The following is a 23,462-nucleotide window of genomic DNA, read 5'->3' on the forward strand; positions in this document are numbered from 1 at the left end:
GCGGAGACCCCCGCTGAACCGAGAGGCACCGGTATGACAATGACACCCGAGCAGGCGGTCTGGTTCTCCGACATTTTCAATCGACTTGTCGCGAATGTCGACCAGGTGCTGCTCGGCAAGACTTTCGTCATCCGGCTGTCGTTCACCGCGCTACTGAGCGAGGGGCACCTGCTCCTCGAGGACTTTCCCGGTACCGGTAAGACCTCCCTTGCGCGCGCCATCGCGCAGAGCGTGAAGGGGGCATCGAGCCGCATCCAATTCACCCCCGATCTGCTCCCCGGCGATATCACCGGGGTGAGTATCTATGACCAGGGGGTTGGTGAGTTCGAGTTCCACCGTGGCCCGATCTTCGCCAACATCGTGCTCGCGGATGAAATCAACCGGGCAAGCCCGAAGACCCAGTCCGCACTGCTCGAAGTGATGGAGGAGGGCCGCGTCACCGTGGACGGGATCTCCCATGATGTCGGAGCGCCATTTATGGTCATCGCAACGCAAAACCCCATCGAGCAGGCGGGCACCTACCGGCTCCCGGAGGCCCAACTCGACCGGTTCATCATGAAGACGTCGATCGGGTATCCCGACCATGCCTCGACCGTGCGCATCCTCGAGGGCTCCGACGTGAAGGCACACGATACGATCCTGCCCCCGATTGCCACTGACGAAGTGATCGTGGAGATGGGCGCCCTTGCGCGCACGGTGCACGTGGATGCCAGCATCAACGACTACGTTTCGCGACTCGTGGAGGCAACCCGCTCGGCAACCGAGGTGCGACTCGGTGCGAGTGTGCGCGGGGCTCTCGCGCTCATCCGTACCGCTAAGACGCGCGCTGCGTCAAACGGACGTCACTACGTGATTCCGGATGACATCAAGGCACTCGCGGAACCGGTGCTCGCACACCGCCTTGTGCTCGATCCCGAAGCAGAGTTCGACGGAATCACCGCCTCGAGTATCGTGAGCCAGCTACTGATCGAAACCCCACCCCCCAGTGACCGGCAGGCAGTGTGAGCGGTCGGGGAGAGCCGGAGCGGCAGGGGTCGAGCGCGCGAGTGGCCCGCGGCCAATCCGGCCACCTGTCACGTGCTACGACCTCCAACGCGAAGTTCGATTCAGCACACCGCACGTCACACCGCACGTCACACCGCACGTCACACAGCACTGGCACGGTCGGCCTCACGAACGCACGCACTCGCATCGTGGGAGAGCGCACCGGCCTGCTTGCCGACGCGATCATCACCCTCGTGCGGTTCTTCCGCACGATCGGGGCGATCTTCGCCGGGTGGACACGACGGATTTCCTCGGTCGTCACAGTGTTGGGCTGGTCAATTTTGTTCCTCGTGCCAGCCGCTTTTGTTCTGGGTTACGGGCTCGGCTGGGTGGAACTTGTCGCCGTAGCATTTGCTGGCACGGTGCTTATCATCGTGGCCACGATCTACCTCATCGGTCGTATCGCCTTCTCAATCGAGCTCTCGGTCACGCACAGTCGGGTCGTCGTGGGGGAACGAGCCACCGGTCTGATCACGGTAACCAATCCGACCACTCGCAGACATGCCGGGTTGAAGGTCGAGGTGTCGGTCGGCCGCGGGCTGGCGGAGATCGCCATGCCGTCTCTGGCGCACGGCGCATCGTTTCAGCACGAATTCCTCCTGCCGACGAGCCGTCGCGGTGTGCTCTGGATCGGTCCGGTACGCACGGTGCGGGCCGACCCGGTAGGTCTCGTGCGCCGTGAACTGCTCTGGACGGATGCGAAGCAACTTTTTGTTCACCCGCGAACGATCGGAATCCCCTCCACCAGCACCGGGTTCGTGCGTGATCTCGAGGGCAATCCCACCAGAGACCTCTCCAACAGCGATGTGTCGTTCCACGCACTGCGCGAGTATGTGCCGGGGGATGAGCGCCGCTATATCCACTGGAAGAGCACGGCGAAGACCGGCACCTATATGGTGCGCCAGTTCGAGGAGACCCGCCGGTCTCACCTCGTGATCGCTCTCAGCCTCGCGACCGCGAATTACGCGACCGAGGAGGAGTTCGAAATGGCGGTGAGCGTCGCCGGATCGCTCGGCGTGCGCGCGATCCGGGATGCCCGCAACGTTGCCGTCGTCGTCAGCGAGAAGACGCCCGAGTTCGCCAAGCGCAAGGTGCTCGCGGTGCGACACCTCAACACGCTCACCCGAACCCGACTGCTTGATGACCTCGCGGTCATCGAGCACGGGGAATCCGCCCTCGGCATTGTGGATGTCGCCCGCGTCGCGGCCGATGAGATCACCGGGATCTCGGTGGCGTTCCTGGTCTGCGGGTCTCTTGCCACGGTGACCGAACTTCGAGCGGCATCGACCAAGTTTCCCCCCGGAGTGGAAGTGGTCGCAGTCGTGTGCGATCCCGAGACTATTCCGGGACTTCGCCGGGTTGCCGGGCTCAGTGTGCTCACGATTGGCTACCTCGAAGATCTGCAGAAATCTCTTGCCAGGTCAGTGGCGGTATGAGCACCGGCTCCGACAGCATCCGCCGCATCGACAGCAAGCGCCGGTCCACGGTAGACAAGCGCGGTGCGGGACCTTCTCGATCCACCCGCCGTACCCGCCTGCCCCTCGCTTTCACGGCGATGACGATCCTGATGTTCTGGCTTACCGTGCTCGTGGCATCCGCCGCGCTCTGGCCGATCTACCAGTCCGCGCAATTGGTCATCATGATCGGTGCGACCGTGCTGGTCGGGTCGGTTATTGCAGTATCCGGGGCGCGATACCGGTGGTCGACACTCAGGATCACTCTCGCCACGGTCAGCGTCTATTTCCTGTTTGGTGTGCCCCTCGCCATTCCCGATCGCTCGCTCTTCGCGCTGCTGCCCACCCTGCAGGGTGAACTCGAACTGCTGCAGAGCACTGCCCTCGGCTGGAAGCGACTTCTCACCATCACCCTCCCAGTTGGCTCGTATGAGTCGCTTCTTGTGCCGGCGTTCATCCTCGTGCTCACCACAACCGTCGTCGGGCTTTCGGTTGGTCTCCGAGCCAAGTGGGGGGAGCTCGGAGTGATCGCACCCATCGGGCTATTCATCACCGCGCTCATGTTCGGTGCCTCGACGGCGACCTGGCCGCTCCAACTCTCGCTCGGGCTGCTTGCGAGTGCGCTGGGCTGGCTTGTCTGGCGGCGGTGGTACCGGCGTCGAGACTCGCTCCGACTGCTCGCAGCGCAGGCTGTAGATAGCGACGGCCGACCGCTCGAAGCGGCCACCGACACCAGTTTCGCCGGGTTTCGCACGGTGATGAGCGCCGGACTCATTGTCGTACTCGCTGCGGTCGGTGCGGTCGCTGCCACGCTCACTCTTCCGCCGACCGAACAGCGTCAGGTGTTGCGCACAGCGATCGAAAAGCCATTCGATCCACGGGTCTATGCGAGTCCGCTCAGCGGCTTTCGGCGCTACGAGGAGACGAACGCGGCCAATACGACCATGCTCACCGTCTCGGGTCTCCCGATCGGTGCGCGGCTCCGAATCGCCACTCTCGACACCTATGACGGAATCATCTACTCGGTCGGCAGTTCCCTGGTGTCAAGCGAATCTGGTTTGTTCACGCGGGTTCCTGCCCGCTTCGACCAGTCGGGTACACGCGGGTCGCCGGTATCACTTCGCATCCTGGTCGGTGACTATTCCGGCCTGTGGCTTCCGACCGTCGGCAAGTTCACCGGTATCAGCTTTAGCGGGCCGGATGCCTCGGAGCTGCGCAATTCGTTTTATTACAACGACGCAAGCGGAACCGCCGCCGTGATCCGGCCTCTTCGGTCGGGCGACAGGTATTCGCTGACGGCCGTTGAGCCACGTCAGCCGTCCGAGGATCAACGTGCAGCTCTCCGCCCTGGGACCGCCGAAGTGCCGCGCTCCGCGGGGATCCCCGACCAGCTCTCATCGACGCTTGACGCCTGGACGCGGTCACAGACCACACCGGGAGCGCGCCTCGCGGCCATGATTACCGCTATGAAACAGACCGGCTACCTCAGTCACGGGGTCGACCCGGACCTCCCGGCGAGCCGCTCCGGGCATGCTGCGGATCGCATCAGCCAGTTGCTCACCGACCAGCGCATGATCGGCGATCAGGAGCAGTATGCCGTCACTGCCGCGTTGATGGCTCGTCAGCTCGGCTTTCCGGCCCGGGTGGTCTTCGGCTTCGTACCCGAGGTCAACACCCAGGGCCCGACCGTAGTGCTCGGCAAGGATATCTCGGCCTGGATCGAGGTCAACACGGCACAGTTCGGGTGGGTGACGATGGATCCGACGCCCCCGATGCGGGACATCCCCGCGGAACTCCCCAAGGATCCGACAACCATCGCCCGGCCGCAGCCGCCCGTGCAGCCTCCCATCGACGACCCCACCCGACCGAACATCCAGCAGCAGCCGGAAAGCACTCAGGATTCCGCACCAAAGGACAATTTTTTCCTGATGGTGCTTTTCGCTGCGCTCCGGTTGGTCGGTTGGATTGTGCTTGGTGTTGCCGTCATCCTCGCCCCGTTCCTCGCGATCGTCGTGGCAAAGCTGCGGCGACGGATGTTGCGGCGCCGTGCCCCGACGGCCATCCAGCGAATCAGCGGTGGATGGCAGGAGTTCGAGGACGCCGTCGTCGACCACGGTTATGACCCGCCACCATCATCCACTCGCACCGAGGTCGCTTCGAAGGTCGGAGGGGTGCAGTCGCTCGTGCTCGCGGCAGTCGCCGACCGGGCGATGTTTTCTCCGGACCTGCCGCGGGATGAGGAGGCCGATCTTCTCTGGCGCGCGGTCACTGATCTTCGGGCATCACTGGACGATGGGGCAACTCGTCGGCAGCGCATCAGGGCGGCAATCTCGCTGCGATCCCTCGGTGGATATAGTGTCAAGAGGCTGTTCAGGAGATAGTCGGATGGTCGCAGCGGGATGGCTGCAGTTGGGAAGGTTCTCAGGCGAATGACGTGTAACTTTTGTTCCACCGCGTTGCCTGCCGGGGCGCTCTTTTGCGGCGAATGCGGTCGAGCGGTCGCAGCTGTGCCGCCTGTTGCTGTGCCGCCTGTCCCGGTTAGCCGGGTGCCGGCGCCTCTTCCCCCGATCGTGCGTCGAGTAACTGGCCAAAATCCTCCGTCTCCCGTGCTGTCGACGGTTCAGAATCCAGTGCCCCCGCTGGTTGTCCCGCGAGTGGATGGCGCCGCAACCGTCGCTTGCGAACAGTGTGGCTCGCCGATGTCGGAAAACGATATCTTCTGTGGGGAATGCGGCTTCGTGTCCCGCGCTGCGAGCGAGGACTTTGGCCGGTCCCGCGACACCGCGATCATCGAACTTGCTCCGCCGCGAGCGTCGGCTCCCCGTCCGCGGCCGCCAGTCGTGGTCGATCGCCTGCCTGATTTCGAGCCGCCAGCTGTCACCACCAGGTCCGCAGGCGCCACTGGTCCCTCCCGTAACACTGGTCCCTCCCGTAACACGGGTGCTTCGGATAACACGGGTGCTTCGGATAACACGGGTGCTTCGGATAACACGGGTGCTTCGGATAACACGGGCAGGATCGAATCCGCACGAGCGGTAACTGGTCGGGCCGATGACGTTCCATTTGATGATTCGGGCGACCTCGAAGCGACCAGAATTTCGCGTCCGGGTCGAGTAGGGGAGCGTTTCGTATTGCAGTTCAGTACCGGTGAGAGCTTCACGGTCTACGGCAGTGGACTCATCGGGCGCAATCCGCGCTCTGAACCCGGCGAACATTTCGACCAGTTGGTGCGCGTGCTCGATCCGAGCCGCTCAGTCTCCAAAGTCCACCTTGAATTCGGGCAGGACGCCGGACGATTCTGGATCATGGACCGAGCCTCCGGAAACGGCACGCTCGTGCGCGAGCCCGAGTCCGCCGTCGTGCGTTGCCAGCCGGAGAAGCGTTTTCGAATCGTTCGCGGCACCCGCGTCGACATCGGCGAGCAGTTCTTTATCGTGAGCTGACCGATTTCACTTTCTCGGTCGGCACTTCTCCTCCACGGCGAGGGTCAGGTGGGTGTTGTCCCGAGATCGTCGCTACTCCTGCGAGTGAGACAACTGTCGCTGGTTGGCTGATGCGGTGCCAGCCTCCTGCCCTCCCCGCTCGGTCTCTCCCCGCTCGGACCCTCCTGGCCTGGCGTCATCTGGCCTGGCCTCATCTCGGCGGCGGGTAGCAGCGCGCACATCGGCGCTGGCGGTTCCCCGACTGCCGGAGCGGCCCCGACCGCACGGTTTTCCGCTCATTGCGGTGCTTGCGCCGGTGGTCGGATCAGTGCTCATTTGGGCGCTGACCCGCTCTCCATTCGCGCTGGTGTTCGCGCTGCTCGGTCCGCTCGTCGCCATCGCCAGCGTCGCGGATGCCCGACTGCAGTCCCGACGCACGTCCAAGCGTGAGTCAGCGCGGTTTGCCTGCGAGGTGGCATCGACGCGCACGGAGATCGAACGGCGTCATGCCGAGGAGCGTGAGCAGTTGCTTCACGCGGTACCGAGTGCCACCGGACTGACCTCACGGGTGTCACACGACCCTGAACGCTGGCGCATCGCCGCAACTGCAGGAGTGCCACTGCGTCTCGGTCTCGGGAGCATGCCGAGCTCGGTGCGGCTGGATGGCTCGTCAACGACGACGGTGGATGCTGATAACCCGGTGCAGGCGGCAATCGAGCAGCTGCATGAGCTCGCTTCACTGGTGACCGGTGTGCCGATCGTGGTCGACGCACGACTCGGTATCGGGGTGTGTGGCCCAGCCGCGCTTGCGCACGCCGTCGCACGAGGTCTTCTGCTGCAACTCGGCGATCGGCTCTCGCCGGAGTTAGGGGTATTTTCCGCCGATGGCGGGGCGGGCGACTGGACCGCACGACTACCGCATCGCACGGTGCCCCCGGCGGGTCAGGGCAGTGCAGTGGCGGGCAGTGCAGTAGCGGGCAGTGCAGTGGCGGGCAGCGCAGTGGTGACCTGGACCTGCGAGGGTGAGACCGGTGTGATCGCTGTCGCCTCCCGCGTGGAAGACCTTCCCGGTCACTGCCGCGTGGTGGTGCAGGTCATCACCGGGCGCAGTTCCCGGGTGGTCCGCTGCCCGGATGACTTAGGGCTCGAGGTGCCTGCCACTCTCCTCGTTGAATTGGTGTCCTCACAGCAAGCGAGGGAGATCGGCAGATTCCTCACGGCCTCGGCTCGGGCTCTTGGTCGGGTGCGTTGTGAATTGCAGCGCATCGCCGATCAGGGCTTCTTCTCGCTACCTCTGCCCGTGTCTCTGCCCGCCAGTGTTACTCGAGATTTCCCCGGTGGGATGCCCAATATGCCGCCCGGTGTCTCTCGTGTTCGCGCCGGATCCCTCGCCTGTGTGTTTGCTCGCCGTGCCGACACGGCAGAGGGAATGATGATCGATCTTGTATCGCACGGCCCGCATGCGGTCATCGGTGGCACGACGGGAAGTGGCAAGAGTGAACTCCTCGTCAGCTGGGTACTCGCGATGGCGCGGGTCCACGCGCCCTCGGTAGTTAATTTTCTGCTGGTGGACTTCAAGGGTGGTGCCTCGTTCGCCTCCCTTGCTGATCTTCCGCACGTGGTGGGCATCGTTACCGACCTCGACGAGCGAACCGCTCACCGAGCGATGCTCAGCCTGCGGGCAGAGCTCAAGTTTCGGGAGAGACTGCTCGCACAGACAGGCGCGAGATCGGTGGATGACGCGGGCGTAGATCTGCCGCGGCTCGTCATCATGGTCGATGAATTCGCAGCGATGGCAGCTGATTACCCGCAGCTGCACGACCTGTTTGCCGACCTTGCCGCGCGCGGTCGATCACTCGGCTTGCATCTGGTGCTGTGTACCCAGCGGCCGGCCGGAGTTATTCGGGATGCTGTGCTCGCCAACGCGACCCTCCGACTCTCGCTTCGGGTCAATAACCGTGCTGACAGCCTGGCCGTGCTCGGCTCGGACCAGGCCGCGGAGTTGCCGGGGGACTCACCCGGTCGGGCCCTCATCTCGATCGGCGGTGATCGACCAGAACCGGTCACAGTCGCCCGCGCGAGAGAGGATGACATTCTGCGGGTGATCGGCCAGTATCCGGCCCCCGTTCCATCGATCCGCCGGCCGTGGTGTGATGATCTCCCCGCCGTAGTGCCGCTGGCCTCGCTCGAATTCAACGGCGAGGGTATTCCCTTCGCCCTCGTCGATCTCCCCGAGCAACAGCGGCAGGACACGGCGCAGTACGATCCAGCCCTGCGGGGCAGCCTGCTCGTGATTGGAGCCACGGGCTCCGGTAAGAGTGAGTTGCTCTCGACCCTGAGCGCGGCATGCGGTGTGGAGCGTCTGCCGTCAACCGCGGAGGCTGCCTGGGACGCGGTGGAGGCCGCGATCGGGCGGCTTCGAGCGGGAGTCCGAGGTGCGCGGCTGTTGCTCGCAGACGACCTCGACGCGCTCGTCGGGAGGTTCCCGGAGGAATATGTACTCACCTTCGTCGACCGCCTGGTCGAACTTGCCCGAGATGGCTCGGCGGTCGGCCTCTGGCTCGGACTGTCGGTGCGCCGGATCCCACCCGCACTCCAGACCCTCACATCGCTGTGTGACGAGAGGGTCCTTCTGCGACTCGCCTCGCGACAGGACTACCTGATAGCCGGCGGCACTGCAGTCGGGTACGCCCCGGATGCCCCGCCAGGTTCGGGCGAGTGGCGCGGGGCCCGCATCCAGGTTGGTCTGAGTTCAGCCGAGAGTGGCACTGCGGGGCTTGAGCCTGTGGGGCTTGAGCCTGTGGGGGGTGAGTCTGCGGGGCTTGAGTCTGCGGGGGGTGGTACCGCGGAGCTACCGTCGGCTCTCGCAGCCGACGGATTCGATCTCGCCGGTTACCGCACCGTCGCCATCATGACGACCAGGGTCGCGGAGTTCGCCCGCCGTCTTCGAGCGTTGCAACCGCAGCCCGGCGAGGTGCAGCTGCTCTCGGGATCGCCACCGTTGCGACCGATGTCAGTAGAGGTGCCGGGGGTACCGGGGGTGCCGGGCACGCCGGGCACATCTGGAATACTCGGTGTAATCGACGCGCAAGCGCCATCGGTGATCATTGGCGATCCCGACGGCTGGCAGGCCAACTGGGCACTTCTCGGCGCTGTGCGCAGGTCTGGGCTCGTCGTGTTCGACCGATGCAGCGTTGCCGATTTCCGTGGACTCACCGGCCGCAGAACACTGCCACCGCCGATCCGCACCGGCGCAGACCAGTGTTGGTCGCTGCAACCCGATGGATCGGTCAGCCGGATGCTCGCACCATCCGCCTGACCGCCGCATCATGCCGGCGTTAGGCCTGCGTCATGCCCCATCATGCCTGCGCTATGCCAGCGTCATGCCAGAACGCTCGCGAGTGTGCGGAAACCGAGCCCGTGGGCGGCAGCAACCGGCTCGCTGATGACTTCTCCGGAGTGGGTGTTCAATCCGAGGGCAAGGGATGCATCGGCCCGCAGCGCGTTGATCCAGCCGTGGTTCGCTATCGCGCGTACATAGGGCAGCGTCGCATTCGTGAGCGCGTACGTGGAGGTGTTCGGCACGGCACCTGGCATATTTGCGACGCAGTAGAACAGCGAGCCATGCACGGCAAAGGTGGGGTCGGCGTGAGTCGTCGCGTGAGAGTCGGCGAAGCATCCGCCCTGGTCGACGGCAATATCCACCAGCACACTTCCTGGCTTCATTCTCGACACGAGCTCGTTGCTGACGAGCTTTGGCGCCTTTGCTCCGGGAACGAGCACCGATCCGATCACCATATCTGCGCCAACGCAGGCTCGGTCGATCTCGAATGAGTTGGAAGCGATGGTCTTCACCCGTCCGGCGTAGAGAGCATCGATCTCGCGCAGGCGCTGGAGATTCGTGTCGAGCACGGTCACTTCGGCACCGAGCCCGACCGCCACCGACAGGGCGTTCGTGCCAGCAACGCCGCCGCCGAGCACCACGATCCGGGCGGGATGCGTTCCAGGGACTCCCGGAACCAGTAGGCCGGGGCCGCCGTTGGGTTTCATCATCGCGTTTGCGCCGACTATGGGAGCAAGTCGACCGGCGACCTCGCTCATCGGAGCGAGCAACGGAAGAGAGCGGGAGGGAAGCTGCACCGTTTCGTACGCCACCGCGGTGACCCCGCGCGCGACCAACTCGTCGGTGAGTCGACGTTCTGCGGCAAGGTGGAGGTAGGTGAAGAGCAGCAGGTCGTCGCGGAAGTAGCCGTATTCGCTCTCGACCGGCTCCTTCACCTTGAGGAGCAGATCCGCGGCGGCCCACGTGGATGCGGCATCCGCACTGATCGAAGCACCAGCATCGCGGTAGGCCTCATCCGGGATGGATGACCCGACCCCGGCTCCGCTCTGGACGAGCACCTCATGGCCGTGAGTGACGAGGTCGTGCACCCCGGCCGGGGTTATCGCCACCCGAAACTCGTTGTTTTTGACCTCGGACGGTACGGCGACTCTCATGACACTCCTGGGTGATTGTCGGTGCGATGGTGCCACTTCGGCGTGGCGGTCTGCAGCCGGGATGACCGACTCGCACGACAATCGTAGCGTCGCCGCACGCGTGATTCCGCAATGAAATCATGCGTCGAAGTGCTGATTTCGTGAAGATTGTGTTTCAGAATGGCGGATTTGCTCCTTCACAGGTGCGCACCGGTCGACTGCTGTGCAAGTATCTACCAACGCTCTTTGACCAATACCGGTCCTCAAGCACCGTTTGATGAGCACTGTTCATCAAGCACTGTTCGCAAAGCACTGTTGCACCACTGGGGTTCCACCCGCTCAGATTGCCGCCATCCCGTTTTCTCATCTCGTGAAGGAGCCGCATCCCAATGATCAGGTCAATTCCTACCGATCCGATGGTCCAACGTCTAATCCGTGACGCGCAGAGCGCCTCGCTCAGCCGCAGGAACGTGCTCACCGGGGCGGGGATTTCGGTGGCGGCGCTGTCACTGGCTGCATGCTCCACCGGCCCGGCTACCGCTAAGCCCACCGCTGCAGCCGACAAATCGAGCACCGACAAGAACATCAAGTGGGACAACTGGGCGGCGTACCTCGACGAGGATGCCGACGGAAAGACCCATCCGACACTCGACGCCTTCGAGAAGAAGTCGGGCATTGCCGTCAAGTACACCGTCGCTGTGGACGATAACAACACCTATTACGGCAAGGTGAAGGACCAGCTTGCCCTCGGTCAGAATATCGGGGCTGATCTCGTCTGCCTCACCGACTGGATGGTCAGCCGGCTCATCAGGTTCGGCTACGTGCAGAACTTTGATCTCTCCAAGATTCCGAATGCCACGAACCTGACTCCATCGCTGAAGAATGTCGACTTCGACCCGGGCCGCACGAAGTCCCTGCCTTGGCAGGGCGGTTTTGCAGGCATCTGCTGGAATAAGGACAAGGTTCCCGGCGGTCTCAAATCGGTCGACGACCTCTGGGACAAATCCCTCAAGGGCCGCGTCGGGGTGCTGTCGGAGATGCGCGACACCATCGGGTTGATCATGCTGCAGGACGGTGTGGATATCTCGACCAAGTGGGCCGACTCCAAATTCGATAACGCCATCGATGTCTTCCGCAAGCAGGTGACAGACGGCCAGATCCGCAACATCAAGGGCAACGCCTACCTCGAAGATCTCAAGAGCGAAGACACCCTCGCCGCGATCTGCTGGTCTGGCGACATCACAGTGATCAACACAGAGGCCGGAGACAAGTGGCAGTTCGCCATCCCCGAGGCTGGCGGCACGCTCTGGAACGACAACTTCGTGATACCTATCGGCTCACCGAAGAAGTCCGCCGCCGAGGAGCTCATCAACTACTACTACCAGCCGGAGGTCGCTGCTGAGGTCGCAGCCTGGGTCAACTACATCACCCCGGTCGTCGGGGCGCGGGAGGCGATGCAGGCCATCAATCCCGCGCTCGCCGACAACCAGCTGATCTTCCCCGATGAGAAGACGCTGTCGAACACCAAGGTATTCCGCACCCTGACGGCCGCCGAGGAGAGCAAATTCGGCGCCGCCTTCCAGGCTGTCCTGCTGGGCTCCTGATGGGCACGGGCACCTTCGCCGCTTCCGGCGCAGATCTCGAGCTCGTGGGCATTGAGAAGCGGTTTCCGGGCTTCACCGCCATCGAGGAAATGAATTTGGTCATCCCTGCCGGATCCTTCTTCGCGCTGCTCGGTCCATCCGGTTGTGGCAAGACCACCACCCTGCGTCTCGTCGCCGGCCTCGAAGAGGCGACGGCCGGTCGCATCCTCATCGGTGGCAAGGATGTCACCGACACCAAGCCGTTCCAGCGTCCGGTGAATACGGTCTTCCAGAGCTATGCTCTCTTTCCACACATGTCGATAATCGACAACGTCGCGTTCGGTCTGCGCCGTCGTCGGATTGCGGATGCCTTGACCAAGGCCCATGAGGCGCTGCGCCTGGTCGAACTCGATCATCTGGCCGCGCGCCGCCCATCGCAACTCTCCGGTGGCCAGCAGCAGCGCGTCGCTCTCGCCAGGGCGATCGTCAATCGCCCAGCGCTCCTTTTGCTCGACGAACCGCTCGGTGCGCTTGATCTCAAACTGCGCCGCCAGATGCAGCTCGAACTCAAGTCGATTCAGGAGGAGGTCGGTCTCACCTTCCTTCACGTCACCCATGACCAGGAGGAGGCCATGACCATGGCCGATACCGTCGCGGTGATGAACAAGGGCCGGATCGAGCAGCTCGGTTCCCCCGCGGTGCTCTATGAACTTCCGCGAACCGCCTTCGTCGCCAACTTCCTCGGCCAGTCGAACCTGTTCACCGGGCCGGTGGCCGGCACCACGGCAGACAGCATCTCCGTCGACATCGAGGGCTCGCCGATCGTCGTTCCGAAGTCGCGAGCCCAGCGGCACTCCGGCGACGTCACGGTCGGGGTGCGACCGGAAAAGCTCACCCTGCACCTCACCGAGCCGTCGTCGTCGGCCGGCACCAACATCCTCGGCCCCGGTCGCGTGATCGATGTCTCGTTCAGCGGGGTGAGCACGCAGTACATCATCGCCATCCCGGGGCTCGGATCCATTGTCGTGTTCGTGCAAAACACCGGAGCCGGTTCGGTCGTCACCGAGGGCGCGGAGGCCTGGGTCTCCTGGAAGGTCGAGCACGGGTTCGGGCTCGAAGACGAAGGCCCTGTGGCGCCGCGTTTTGCCGCCGATGCGGACACCGCATCGATCGCTGTGCAACGGAAGCGCTCGCTCCTGTCGGAGCTCAAGGGAGCCTGAGGCCATGGCATTCTCCGCATTCGCGTCGGGAACGGTGCAGGAACAGGCTCCGCGGCGCAAGAGTCGCATCGCTCTGCTCCTGTTACTCCCGGGCATCCTCTATCTGGTGCTGTTCTTCCTGGTTCCCCTGGTGTCGCTGCTGATCACGTCGCTTCAGGCGCCGTCGGCTCTCGGCGATATCGGGGTGTACGAGACGGCTTTCCAGTGGCAGAACTATGTCGTTTCGATCACGCAATACGGCGATCAGATCCTGCGGTCGTTCCTATACGCGGTGCTTGCGACCGTGTTCGCCCTGATCTTCAGCTATCCGCTCGCCTATTTCATCGGGGTGAAAGCGCGCAACTGGCCACTGCTGCAGAACCTGATGCTCGTGCTGGTGATTGCGCCATTCTTCATCAGTTTTCTGCTGCGCACTCTGGCCTGGAAGTCTCTGCTCTCCGATGAGTCGGCTTTCGTCACCGGCCTCAAGGCGCTGTCGTTACTTGCTCCGGATGCACACATCACTGGCACTCCGGTGGCCGTCGTCTTCGGGCTCACCTACAACTTCATCCCGTTTATGACGCTGCCGCTCTATGCGGCACTCGAGCGGCTCGACACACGCTATCTCGAGGCGGGAAGCGATCTGTACGCCCATCCGTTCACGGTCTTTCGCACGGTGACGATCCCGCTGTCCATGCCGGGAATCGTTTCTGGGGTGCTGCTCACCTTCATCCCGGCGGCCGGTGACTATGTGAATGCGAGTCGGGAATTCCTCGGAGGCACCGGCACGGCCATGATCGGAAACGTCATCGAAAGCAACTTCCTTGTGCAACTCAACTACCCCGCGGCGGCCTCGCTATCGATCATCCTCATGGTCGTGATCCTCGCCATCGTCACCGTCTACGTGCGCCGGAGTGGAACGGAGGATCTGCTGTGACCATGCAAGAGGGACGTGCCATTGCCGCCGCTATGGGCACGCCCGCCGCTATGGGCACGCCCGCCGCTGTCAACACGCCCGTTTCTGGAGGGCGAAAGCCCAACGGACCGGCCCGACGATTCAGCCTCGGCAGGTGGTTACTCCCGGTCTACACCGCGCTCGCGCTGGTGTTCCTGCTGATCCCAATCGCGTACACCTTCATCTTCTCGTTCAACGACTCGATCAAATCGAACATCTCCTGGCGCGGGTTCACCCTCAACAACTGGCTCAATGTCTGCAATGCGCAGGACGTCTGCTCCGCGTTCGGCAATAGCATCCTCATCGGTGTCACCGCGACCGTGATCGCTACAACACTCGGCACCATGATCGCGATCGCTCTCGTGCGCTACCGGTTCCGGTTCCGGTCGTCGATTAGCCTGCTGCTCTTCTTGCCGATGGCCACTCCCGAGGTGGTGCTCGGGGCCGGCCTCGCGGCCGAGTTCCTCGGTGCCGGAGTGGAAAAGGGCATTGGGACGATCATCATCGCCCACACCATGTTTTGCATCAGCTTCGTCGTGGTGACGGTGAAGGCACGGGTCTCTAGCCTCGATCCCGCTCTCGAAGAGGCGGGGCGCGATCTCTATGGTTCGCCGGCGCAGGTGTTTTGGCGCATCACCTTCCCGCTTCTTCTGCCCGGTATCGTGGCGGCAGCATTGCTGTCCTTCGCTCTCAGCTTCGATGATTTCATCATCACCAACTTCAACTCGGGATCAGCGACCACGTTCCCCAAGTTCGTCTATATCGCTGCATCTCGCGGAATCCCGGCCGAAGCAAACGTGATCGCCTCTGCGGTGTTCCTGATCGCAATCGCGCTGGTCGTCTCACAGCAAGTCAGCGCTGCCGCTCGGCGCAAGCGGCTCGCGAGGGTCGGCTGATGGCCTACGACGATCGTGCACGGCTCGCCGGCCTCTGGCAGGCCGAGGTTGATCTATTCCGAGCCGAACGTCCGCGGTCCGCCGAGCTCTTCGCTGAGGCTGTGCCGCACCTGCCCGACGGTGTGCCGATGCTCTGGATGGCCAAGTGGCCCGGGCCGTGGCCGGTCTACGTGCACAGTGCCGCCGGTTCTCACTTCATCGACGTCGATGGCATCGATCACGTGGACCTCTGTCTCGGCGATACCGGTGCGATGTGCGGCCATGCACCCGCTGCCGCAGTGGCGGCGATCACGGCCCAGCTCGCCAAGGGCTCAACCTTTATGCTGCCGACAGCGGATGCCGCAGCAGCGGCCTCGATGCTGGCCGAGCGCTTCGGGGTACCGGCCTGGCAGTTCAGCCTCTCTGCGACCGACGCGAACCGCAGCCTCATCCGCTATGCCCGCCAGGTGACCGGTCGGCCGAAGATCGTCGTGCATGACTACTGCTATCACGGCACCGTCGACGAGGCCTACGCCACCCTCGACGAATCGGGCGCGGTTGTCGAACGCCGGGGCACGATCGGGGCACCGGTGGCTCCATCCCTCACGACGGCAGTCGTTCCATTCAATGATGTGCCAGCCCTCGAGGCCGCTCTCGCGACAGGGGAGATCGCGGCGATGCTCATGGAGCCGGCGCTCACCAACATCGGCATCGTGCTCCCCGACCCCGGCTACCACGCGGCGGTTCGCGAGCTCTGCAGCCGTTACGGCGTCATCCTCATCATCGATGAGACGCACACCCTGTGCGCTGGCCCGGGCGGGATGATCGCTCGCGACGGCCTCGACCCCGATGCGGTGGTCGTGGGTAAGAGCATCGGTGGTGGTATTCCTGCAGCGGCATATGGGATGACCGCGTCGTTCTCCGCCCGCGTGCGGGAGTCTCTCGAACTCGAGGACATCGATGTCGGGGGAGTCGGTGGCACTCTCGCGGGTAACGCTCTCTCTCTCGCGGCTATCCGCGCCACGCTAGCCGAGGTGCTGACCGCGGAGGTGTTCCCCGGCATGATCGATCGGGCGACCGAGTGGACGGTCGGTGTTCAAGCGGTCCTCGACGAGTTCGCGGTGCCGTGGCAGGTCACCCAGCTCGGAGCGCGCTCGGAATATAGCTTCCGGGCATCCGCTCCGCATGATGGAGCAGAGGCCGCAGACGCCGATGATTTTGAGCTGCAGCAGTATCTCCACCTGCATGCCCTGAACCGCGGCATCCTCATCACGCCGTTCCACAACATGGCACTGATGGCGCCGAGCACTACCGCCGCCGATGTGGAGCGGCACACGGTCGCCTTCCGCGAGGCCGTGGTCAGCCTGTACGCCTGAGCGCTCGGGACTATAGGTCGCGCACCAGTTCTGACACGCGGATGTCTCCCACCGGGTGCCCTCCGCCGAGCACTTTCTCTGTGGCCAGGGCTCCCACCCGGTCGCACTCCTGCACGGTGATCGCCCCAACCGAGGCGAGCAATCCGAGGGCCACGAGTGAGGTCGCGCGGGCACTGCCGTCCAGCATCTTAAGTGCGACGGCCGTGCCGTCGGGGGCGCCCATCACTACGACGCCCTCCGCTCCGCCCTTCACGAGCAGGCCAAGCTGTTCGGTCACGACGGTGTTCGCCCGACCCGGTCCATCGATGGCCCAGGGATCGGCCAGAACTGCCGCCGTGAGTAGCGCCGCGGCCGAAGTGTCCCGTGCTGGGCTGTCCTGTGCCGCTGAGCTGTCCTGTGCCGAGCTGTCCTGTGCCGAGCTGTCCCGTGATGCTGAAACGCGGCCGACGGCTGTCGCAAGTCCACGCAACGTGGTGGCAAACACCGGTGCGCCACAGCCGTCGACTCCCACATGCCCGACCGGCTCACCGGTGAATTCCTCCACGGTGTCGCGGATCAGCTGCTGCAGCGGATGCGCCGGATCGAGGTAGTTCGCGGTGGGCCAGCCGTTCTCCACGCAGGCCAGCAGGAACGCGGCATGTTTGCCGGAACAGTTCATCGTCACGCGGGCGGGAGCGGATGCCGTGGACCGCGATGTGCTGTCGAACGGCCAGTCCGGCGGACACTGCAGGGCATCCTCACTCAGTCCGGCTCGTGCCAGGAGCTCCCGCACCACAGCCACATGCTCCGGGGTGCCCGCATGGCTCGCCGTCGCGAGCACGAGTTGCGTGCCCGTGAGAGCCACTCCCGATCGCAGTACCGCGATGGCCTGGAAGAACTTGAGCGACGATCGCCCGTAGACCAGGGCATCCACGTCACCGAGCGCGCGCGCGACGGTGCCATCCGGCGAGACGACCACAGCAGCACCAAGGTGGCGGGACTCGTCAAGCCCCGACCGCGAGAGGATCGCCAGTTCGACGACGCCGGTCAGATCGAGCGGGTGGCTCACAGCGACGCGAGTGCGTTGTCGAGCACCTGGAGGGCCTCGCGCAGTAGCTCATTCGAGATTGCGAGCGAGGGAAGAAAACGGATGATGTTGCCGTAGGTCCCAGCGCTGAGCAGCAGCACTCCGTGCTGAGCGGCGAAGGCCGTGATGGCGGAGACGGCGGCCGCGTTCGGGGTGTGGGTGCCCGGCTCGACCAGCTCGATCGCGATCATCGCTCCGATGCCGCGCACATCGCCGATCAGGGGATAGCGCTTCTGCAGAGCAAGCAGCGCGGGCTTCAGCACACCCTCGATGCGCGCACCCTCCGCGAGGAGGTTCTTCGACTCGATCTCCTCAAAAACAGCGATCGCGGCTGCAGCGGCGACGGGATTACCCGCGAAGGTGCCTCCGAGGCCACCGGGATGGGAGGCATCCATGATTTCGGCACGACCGGTGACTCCGGCGATCGGGAGCCCGCCCGCGATGCCCTTTGCACTCAACACCATGTCGGGGATGACATCGAAGTGTTCGATCGCGAAGTACTTGCCAGTTCGGGCCATTCCGCTCTGGATCTCGTCGGCGACGAAGACCACGCCGTTGGCGGTGCACCACTGGCGAAGGGCCGCGAAGTAGCCGTCGGCGGCCACGACGAAGCCGCCCTCGCCCTGGATCGGCTCGACGACGAGGCAGGCGAGATCGCTGGCACCGACGGATTTTTCGAGGTACGAGATGGTGCGGGCCGCGGCATCCGCCCCACTCAGTCCGTCATGGAATGGGTAGGAGTTCGGCGCGTGGTGCACGTCGCTCGCAAATGGCCCGAAGCCGAGCTTGTACGGCATCGCCTTGAAGGTCATCGCCATGGTCAGGTTGGTGCGCCCGTGATAGGCATGATCGAGAACGGCCACACCGGGGCGACCGGTGTACTTGCGCGCGATCTTCACCGCATTCTCGACTGCTTCGGCACCGGAATTGAGCAGCACCGTCTTCTTTGCAAAGTCGCCGGGGGTGTGCGCGGCCAGCAGCTCGGCAACCCGCACATAGCCCTCGTAGGGGGTCACAGTGAACATCACGTGAGTGAAGGCAGCGAGCTGGGCGGATGCCGCGGCCACGACCGCAGCGTCAGTGTGGCCGATCGTCATGACCCCGATACCGGCGCCGAGGTCGATGAACTGGTTACCATCGACATCCACCACAATCGCACCGTGGGCGCGCTCGATGAACACCGGTAAAGCGGATGCCACCCCGACCGGGATGACCTTCAGTCGCCGCTCCTGCAGCGCCTTCGACCTCGGGCCGGGGATTGCGGTCACGATGCGCCGCTCCTCGGTGATCGAATCGACGAATGAGGGTGAAGAAAGAGTGACTGTCATAGTCCCCAGATTCTATCGCTGGCAGAGCGTAGCGTTGCTGAAGTGACCTACGAACATCGCTTCACCGTCTCACTTCAGTGGACCGGAAACCGCGGAACCGGTACGAGTAACTATCGCGCCTATGGGCGTGACCACGTCGTGCGCGCCGAGGGCAAGCACGAGATCAGTGGTTCATCTGACCGGGTCTTTCACGGCGACGCCGACCGGTGGAATCCCGAGGAGTTGCTCATCGCAGCGCTCACTCAGTGCCACCTGCTGAGCTACCTTCATGTCGCGGCGAGCCACGGTGTCGTGGTGATGGACTACACGGATGCCGCAACCGGCATCATGGAGCAGACAGCGGATGGTGGCGGGCACTTCACCAGCGTGACCCTTCGCCCGGTCGTGACGATCTCGGAGGGGGACCCCGACCTGGCTCTCGCCCTCCATCACGAGGCGAGCCTCAAGTGCTTCATCGCCAACTCGATGAACTTTCCGGTGGGGCATGAACCTCGGATTGCCGTGAGCACCCAGCGCCCTACGGAGCGCTCTACGGGCCGGGCCGAAGAATAGGCCGAGTAGAAAGCCGAGTAGAAAGCCGAGTAGAAAACTGAATATCTGGCCCCGTGGCCCGTCTCCTCTGGCTGTTCGAATGCCCAATACTCAGGGTTTGGTCAGCTTGATTCGGGGGGATGCCCCACACTTGGGCGGTGAAGAAAACACTCGCGGTGAAGAAAACCCTTTCGGCCCTCGCTATCGCTGTGCTCGCCGGATCACTGGCGGCCTGTGGCTCGTCCACCTCCGCGGACGGATGCACCCCGACGGCATCCGGATCCAACTCGAGCAAGGTCACTGTCACCGGTAAGTTCGGCGAGGCACCGACGGTCAAGTTCGACAAGGGACTTAGCACCACGAAAACCGAGCGTTCGGTCGTTATCGACGGCAAGGGCGCCGGAGCCAAGGCAAACGGCACCGTCGAGGTGGACTACACCGCCTACGACGCGGCCACCGGCAAGAAGATCGACTCGACGACCTACAAGAAGGGCTCGACAACAGCCTTCCAGCTCAAGGACTCGAGCATCCTGCCCGGCATGATCAAGGGCCTCACCTGCTCGCCGGCGGGCAGCCGTGTGGTCGCGGTGATCCCCCCGGCAGATGGCTTCAAGGCCACGGGCTCAGAAGGACTCGGTGTCAAGGGCACCGACTCGCTCATCTTCGTCTTCGACGTCGTGAAGGTTACCGATCCGGTCAAGGTGCTTCCCAAGGCTGACGGCGCTGCGGTGGAGCCGACAGCCGGTCTTCCCACCGTCACTCTCGGCTCGAAAGGCGAGCCGACCGTGACCGTGCCGAAGGCGGATGCGCCAACCACTCTCACGATCGCGAACCTCAAAAAAGGCACTGGGACGACCGTGAAGGCCGGCGACACTGTCACCGTTCACTACACCGGAGTCATCTGGGCGTCAGGCAAGGTCTTTGACTCCAGCTGGACCCGCGGTGAACCAGCCAGTTTCGCCACCACGGGTGTCATCCCCGGATTCGGTAAAGCGCTCGTCGGCCAGAAAGTCGGATCCCAGGTCATCGCGGTGATCCCACCAGCCGATGGCTACGGAGCCGCCGGACAGACATCAGCGGGAATAACCGGCACCGACACTCTCGTGTTCGTCGTCGATATCCTCGCCACCTCCTAAGTTCGTTGCTTCCTGGGTTCGTCACTTCCTGGGCTCGCCACCGCCTCGGCTCGGTACATCCCACGAAAATTGTGACGCGAACGGGCTAACGTAGCCCTATGCGGCGCGTGATCATCCTCGGTTCGACCGGATCGATCGGTGTTCAAGCACTGCAGGTGATCGCGGCAAACCGCGAGCGATTCCAAGTCGTGGGACTCGGCGCCGGGTCGCAGCGCGCCGCGGTGTCAGCGCAGGCCGCGGCGTTCGGTGTCGAGCATGTCGCTCTCGGCGAGATCGAGGCAGAGCAGCTCGTGCGGACCGTCGCTGCCGATGTCGTACTCAATGGCATCACCGGATCGGTCGGCCTCGGCCCGACCCTGGCTGCGCTTGAGGTGGGGGCAACACTCGCCCTCGCCAACAAAGAGAGCCTGATTGTCGGCGGCGAGCTTGTGATGGGTGCCGCGTCTGCCGGTCAACTGGTGCCGGTCGACTCGGAGCATTCAGCCATTGCGCAGGCGTTGAGATCCGGTACGGCTGGCGAGGTGCGGCGACTCGTGCTCACCGCGTCCGGCGGACCATTCCGCGGGCGCACCAGGGAGTCGCTGCGTGATGTTACGCCGCGCGAGGCGCTCGCGCATCCCACCTGGGACATGGGGTTGGTAGTCACCACCAATTCGTCGACCCTCGTGAACAAGGGACTCGAGATTATCGAGGCCCACTACCTGTTCGACGTGCCATACGAGCGCATCGATGTGACGGTGCATCCGCAGTCCATCGTGCATTCGATGGTCGAGTTCGTCGACGGTTCGACTATCGCCCAATGCTCTCCGCCCGATATGCGATTGCCGATTTCGCTCGGACTCGATTGGCCGAATCGCGTGTCGGGGGTCGGTGCGCCCCTGGATTGGACCACCGCGAGCAGCTGGAGTTTCGAGCCTCTCGACGCCGAAGCATTCCCGGCGGTCGATCTGGCAAAACGCGTGGGGCGAGAGGGCGGTACCTACCCGGCGGTGTTCAACGCGGCCAATGAGCAGGCGGTCCTTGCTTTCCATGCCGGGCGGATCGGCTACCTCGACATCGTTGATACCGTCGCGGCTGTCGTTGACGCACACTCGGCATCCGGCGCCCTCACCCGCGAGACACTCGTGGCAGCCGAGCACTGGGCGCGCGCCGACGCTGACCGACGAATTGCCAAGCGCTAGCGAGCTTTCGCTAGCCAGATTTCGCTAACCAAATTTCACTCAGCGGCTGTGCTCAGTCGCCTTTGTTGCCATCGCCCTTGCCGGGTTTCTCGGAGTTGCCAGGCTCCTGGTTGGCTAACGCGGCGATTGCTGCCTGCAGGTCGGCTCGCACGAGGGCAATGGATGCCGTGATGCTGTCGAAACGTGCAGTAGTCACCAAGCCCCGGGCACGCGCATCCGCGAGGGTCACGGCCAGTTCATCGAGTCGGGCGAGTGCTGTGGCCGGATCGCCGCCGGCGGCCGAAGACGTGACGGCCTGCACACCGGCCTGCAGCTTAGACGCGACGGTAGCGGAGTAGGGCGATGCCGTCGTGGTCACCGCCGGTTCAGTGCCCCCGACACAGCCGGTAAGCACCAGCGCGCAGGCGACAACAACGCAACTCAGCCCTGTGGACAGCAATCCCGCGCGCTTCACGGTGCCACGCTCTGTTGCAGTTGGCTCAGGTGTCTCCCGAGCGTGCCGGAGACGGCCGGATAGGAGACGCTCGACGTGCTGGCTGGCGCGGGCTGAGGCGAAGTGGATGCCTCAGGGCCGGTCAACATCGCGCGAGAGAGTGACATCGCAAGCACAACCACGATGATTGCGGCCAGCACCGAAGACCCGAGGATGGCAAAGCGTCGGCGCACTGGCCGTCCAGATGCCGCTTCGGGCCCCGCCTCCGCTGCCGGTGCGGCGAACACGGTCGTGGCTGCGGTCGTGGCTGCCGCTGTAGCTGCCGTCGTGGCTGCCGTCGTCTCTGGCGCCGGTCTGGCTAGTGCAGGGGCGAGGTTTTCCGCAGCGGGGAGCAGCTTCGTTGGCTCCTCATGCTCGGTCCCGAAAACAGCGGTCGCGGGCAGTTCCGTATCCATCAGCTGGGTCGCCTCTGTGTCCGGACCGCTGGCAGATGGTCCAAGGGATGCGAGCGCACGGAAAGACGGATCGCGCAGTGTCGCAGCGACGCTCGAGGCGTCCGGCCTGTCCGCCGGCACGCGCTGGGTCATCGCAGTGAGAACATTCCGCCAGGGGCCGGCCAGGGAATGCGGGATTTCGGGATCGCGCGCTAGCCGGGCCAGCACCGACTCGATTGCCGTTCCGGGGAAGGCTCGCTGCCCGGTGAGGCTTTCGAGCAGCACGAGTCCGAGGGAGTACACATCACTCGCCGTGCCAACGGTCGCGCCCTCTGCCTGCTCGGGACTCAGGTAGGTCGCGGTGCCGATCACGGTGCCGGTCGCGGTCATCCGGGCATCGTCAAGCAGCCGGGCGATTCCGAAATCGGCGAGCTTTGCCAGTGGCGCACCCGGCGTGGAATGGTCGTGGGGCAGCAGGATGTTGCCGGGCTTCACATCGCGGTGCACCACCCCCCGGGTGTGGATGTAGGCGAGGGCTGAGGCGACGTCTGACCCGATCCGGCCGACGGATTCTTGGTCGGGCAACCCCTCGAGAAGTCGTGTGCGCAGGTCGACCCCATCGACGAATTCGAGCACGAGATAGGCGCGCCCGTGATCGCCTACGCCACCTTCGGCGACGGCATCGAACAGCGTCACCAGGCCGGGGGCGTTGAGAGAGGCAAGTAGTTGCACCTCGTCGCGCTGACGGCGCACGTCGTCGGCATCCGCAAGCTCCCAGCGGAACACCTTGAGGGCGACCGTTCGACCGAGCGCCTCGTCGCGAGCACGGTAGACGGTTGCCATCCCGCCGGCTCCCACCGTTGATTCGATGCGGAATCGGTCACCGATGAGGTCCCCTGCGGCCAGCGCAGAGGACGGCGATCTGTTCGGATCGTTAGTCATCCCTCCATTGTGCGTCATGGGAGGTTC

General features: G+C 64.2%; 18 protein-coding genes and 1 pseudogene. 14 read left to right on the plus strand and 5 right to left on the minus strand.

Going from position 1 to position 23,462, the window contains the following annotated elements:
* Positions 1 to 33 precede the first annotated feature (33 nt).
* The 6 genes and pseudogenes from IWX88_RS06375 (at position 34) to IWX88_RS14200 (ending at position 9,239) form a co-directional block, all read left to right on the plus strand.
* Positions 34 to 1,005 (plus strand): MoxR family ATPase, encoded by a 972-nt coding sequence (locus IWX88_RS06375; protein ID WP_196828401.1) that lies wholly within the window; start codon positions 34 to 36, stop codon positions 1,003 to 1,005.
* On the plus strand, positions 1,002 to 2,480 hold the full coding sequence (locus IWX88_RS06380) for a DUF58 domain-containing protein (RefSeq protein ID WP_370568211.1): 1,479 nt from the start codon (positions 1,002 to 1,004) through the stop codon (positions 2,478 to 2,480). Before IWX88_RS06375 ends, IWX88_RS06380 begins: the two co-directional genes overlap by 4 nt.
* Complete coding sequence (locus IWX88_RS06385; RefSeq protein WP_231368927.1) at positions 2,477 to 4,879, plus strand: transglutaminase domain-containing protein; 2,403 nt, start codon at positions 2,477 to 2,479, stop codon at positions 4,877 to 4,879. Before IWX88_RS06380 ends, IWX88_RS06385 begins: the two co-directional genes overlap by 4 nt.
* A gap of 48 nt (positions 4,880 to 4,927) precedes the next feature.
* Positions 4,928 to 5,221 (plus strand): annotated as a pseudogene (locus IWX88_RS14195) (zinc ribbon domain-containing protein); the annotation flags it as partial.
* Between the two features lie 408 nt (positions 5,222 to 5,629).
* On the plus strand, positions 5,630 to 5,941 hold the full coding sequence (locus IWX88_RS13810; protein ID WP_231368928.1) for an FHA domain-containing protein: 312 nt from the start codon (positions 5,630 to 5,632) through the stop codon (positions 5,939 to 5,941).
* A 283-nt stretch (positions 5,942 to 6,224) separates the two neighbouring features.
* Positions 6,225 to 9,239 carry an FtsK/SpoIIIE domain-containing protein gene (locus tag IWX88_RS14200; protein WP_196828405.1) on the plus strand — a complete coding sequence of 1,005 codons (3,015 nt, stop codon included), beginning with the start codon at positions 6,225 to 6,227 and terminating at the stop codon, positions 9,237 to 9,239.
* 62 nt (positions 9,240 to 9,301) lie between these two features.
* Here IWX88_RS14200 and ald read toward each other — a convergent pair whose 3' ends face one another.
* The gene (gene ald, locus IWX88_RS06400) at positions 9,302 to 10,417 is read right to left on the minus strand and encodes an alanine dehydrogenase (RefSeq protein WP_196828407.1); all 1,116 of its coding nucleotides are present in this window, start codon (positions 10,415 to 10,417) and stop codon (positions 9,302 to 9,304) included.
* Between the two features lie 368 nt (positions 10,418 to 10,785).
* Here ald and IWX88_RS06405 point away from each other — a divergent pair, with 368 nt between their 5' ends.
* The 5 genes from IWX88_RS06405 to IWX88_RS06425 are packed head-to-tail and all read left to right on the plus strand — an operon-like array spanning position 10,786 to position 16,384.
* On the plus strand, positions 10,786 to 12,000 hold the full coding sequence (locus tag IWX88_RS06405) for a PotD/PotF family extracellular solute-binding protein (protein ID WP_196828409.1): 1,215 nt from the start codon (positions 10,786 to 10,788) through the stop codon (positions 11,998 to 12,000).
* Complete coding sequence (locus IWX88_RS06410) at positions 12,000 to 13,199, plus strand: ABC transporter ATP-binding protein (RefSeq protein WP_196828411.1); 1,200 nt, start codon at positions 12,000 to 12,002, stop codon at positions 13,197 to 13,199. The genes IWX88_RS06405 and IWX88_RS06410 overlap by 1 nt, the downstream gene beginning before the upstream one ends.
* 4 nt (positions 13,200 to 13,203) lie before the next feature.
* A complete protein-coding gene (locus tag IWX88_RS06415; protein ID WP_196828413.1) occupies positions 13,204 to 14,115 on the plus strand; it encodes an ABC transporter permease in 912 nt (303 codons plus the stop codon).
* A 2-nt stretch (positions 14,116 to 14,117) separates the two neighbouring features.
* A complete protein-coding gene (locus tag IWX88_RS06420) occupies positions 14,118 to 15,029 on the plus strand; it encodes an ABC transporter permease (RefSeq protein WP_231368992.1) in 912 nt (303 codons plus the stop codon).
* Positions 15,029 to 16,384 carry a transaminase gene (locus IWX88_RS06425; protein WP_196828415.1) on the plus strand — a complete coding sequence of 452 codons (1,356 nt, stop codon included), beginning with the start codon at positions 15,029 to 15,031 and terminating at the stop codon, positions 16,382 to 16,384. Before IWX88_RS06420 ends, IWX88_RS06425 begins: the two co-directional genes overlap by 1 nt.
* A 10-nt stretch (positions 16,385 to 16,394) precedes the next feature.
* Here IWX88_RS06425 and IWX88_RS06430 read toward each other — a convergent pair whose 3' ends face one another.
* Positions 16,395 to 17,432 carry an asparaginase gene (locus tag IWX88_RS06430; RefSeq protein WP_196828417.1) on the minus strand — a complete coding sequence of 346 codons (1,038 nt, stop codon included), beginning with the start codon at positions 17,430 to 17,432 and terminating at the stop codon, positions 16,395 to 16,397.
* On the minus strand, positions 17,429 to 18,778 hold the full coding sequence (gabT, locus tag IWX88_RS06435; protein WP_196828419.1) for a 4-aminobutyrate--2-oxoglutarate transaminase: 1,350 nt from the start codon (positions 18,776 to 18,778) through the stop codon (positions 17,429 to 17,431). The genes IWX88_RS06430 and gabT overlap by 4 nt, the downstream gene beginning before the upstream one ends.
* A gap of 42 nt (positions 18,779 to 18,820) precedes the next feature.
* Here gabT and IWX88_RS06440 point away from each other — a divergent pair, with 42 nt between their 5' ends.
* From IWX88_RS06440 to dxr, 3 genes are all read left to right on the plus strand, one after another.
* Entirely contained in the window at positions 18,821 to 19,330 is a 510-nt protein-coding gene (locus IWX88_RS06440) for an OsmC family protein (RefSeq protein ID WP_196828421.1), read from the plus strand.
* A 137-nt stretch (positions 19,331 to 19,467) separates the two neighbouring features.
* Entirely contained in the window at positions 19,468 to 20,445 is a 978-nt protein-coding gene (locus IWX88_RS06445; protein WP_370568213.1) for an FKBP-type peptidyl-prolyl cis-trans isomerase, read from the plus strand.
* A gap of 98 nt (positions 20,446 to 20,543) precedes the next feature.
* Entirely contained in the window at positions 20,544 to 21,626 is a 1,083-nt protein-coding gene (dxr, locus tag IWX88_RS06450; RefSeq protein WP_196828425.1) for a 1-deoxy-D-xylulose-5-phosphate reductoisomerase, read from the plus strand.
* Between the two features lie 52 nt (positions 21,627 to 21,678).
* Here the strand turns inward: dxr and IWX88_RS06455 are convergent, their stop codons facing one another.
* Positions 21,679 to 22,080, minus strand: a complete 402-nt coding sequence (locus IWX88_RS06455; protein ID WP_196828427.1) for a hypothetical protein — start codon at positions 22,078 to 22,080, stop codon at positions 21,679 to 21,681.
* The gene (locus IWX88_RS06460) at positions 22,077 to 23,435 is read right to left on the minus strand and encodes a serine/threonine-protein kinase (protein WP_196828429.1); all 1,359 of its coding nucleotides are present in this window, start codon (positions 23,433 to 23,435) and stop codon (positions 22,077 to 22,079) included. The genes IWX88_RS06455 and IWX88_RS06460 overlap by 4 nt, the downstream gene beginning before the upstream one ends.
* Positions 23,436 to 23,462: the final 27 nt, after the last annotated feature.

It is taken from the genome of Frigoribacterium sp. CG_9.8, from assembly GCF_015751965.1.
Taxonomy (GTDB): domain Bacteria; phylum Actinomycetota; class Actinomycetes; order Actinomycetales; family Microbacteriaceae; genus Lacisediminihabitans.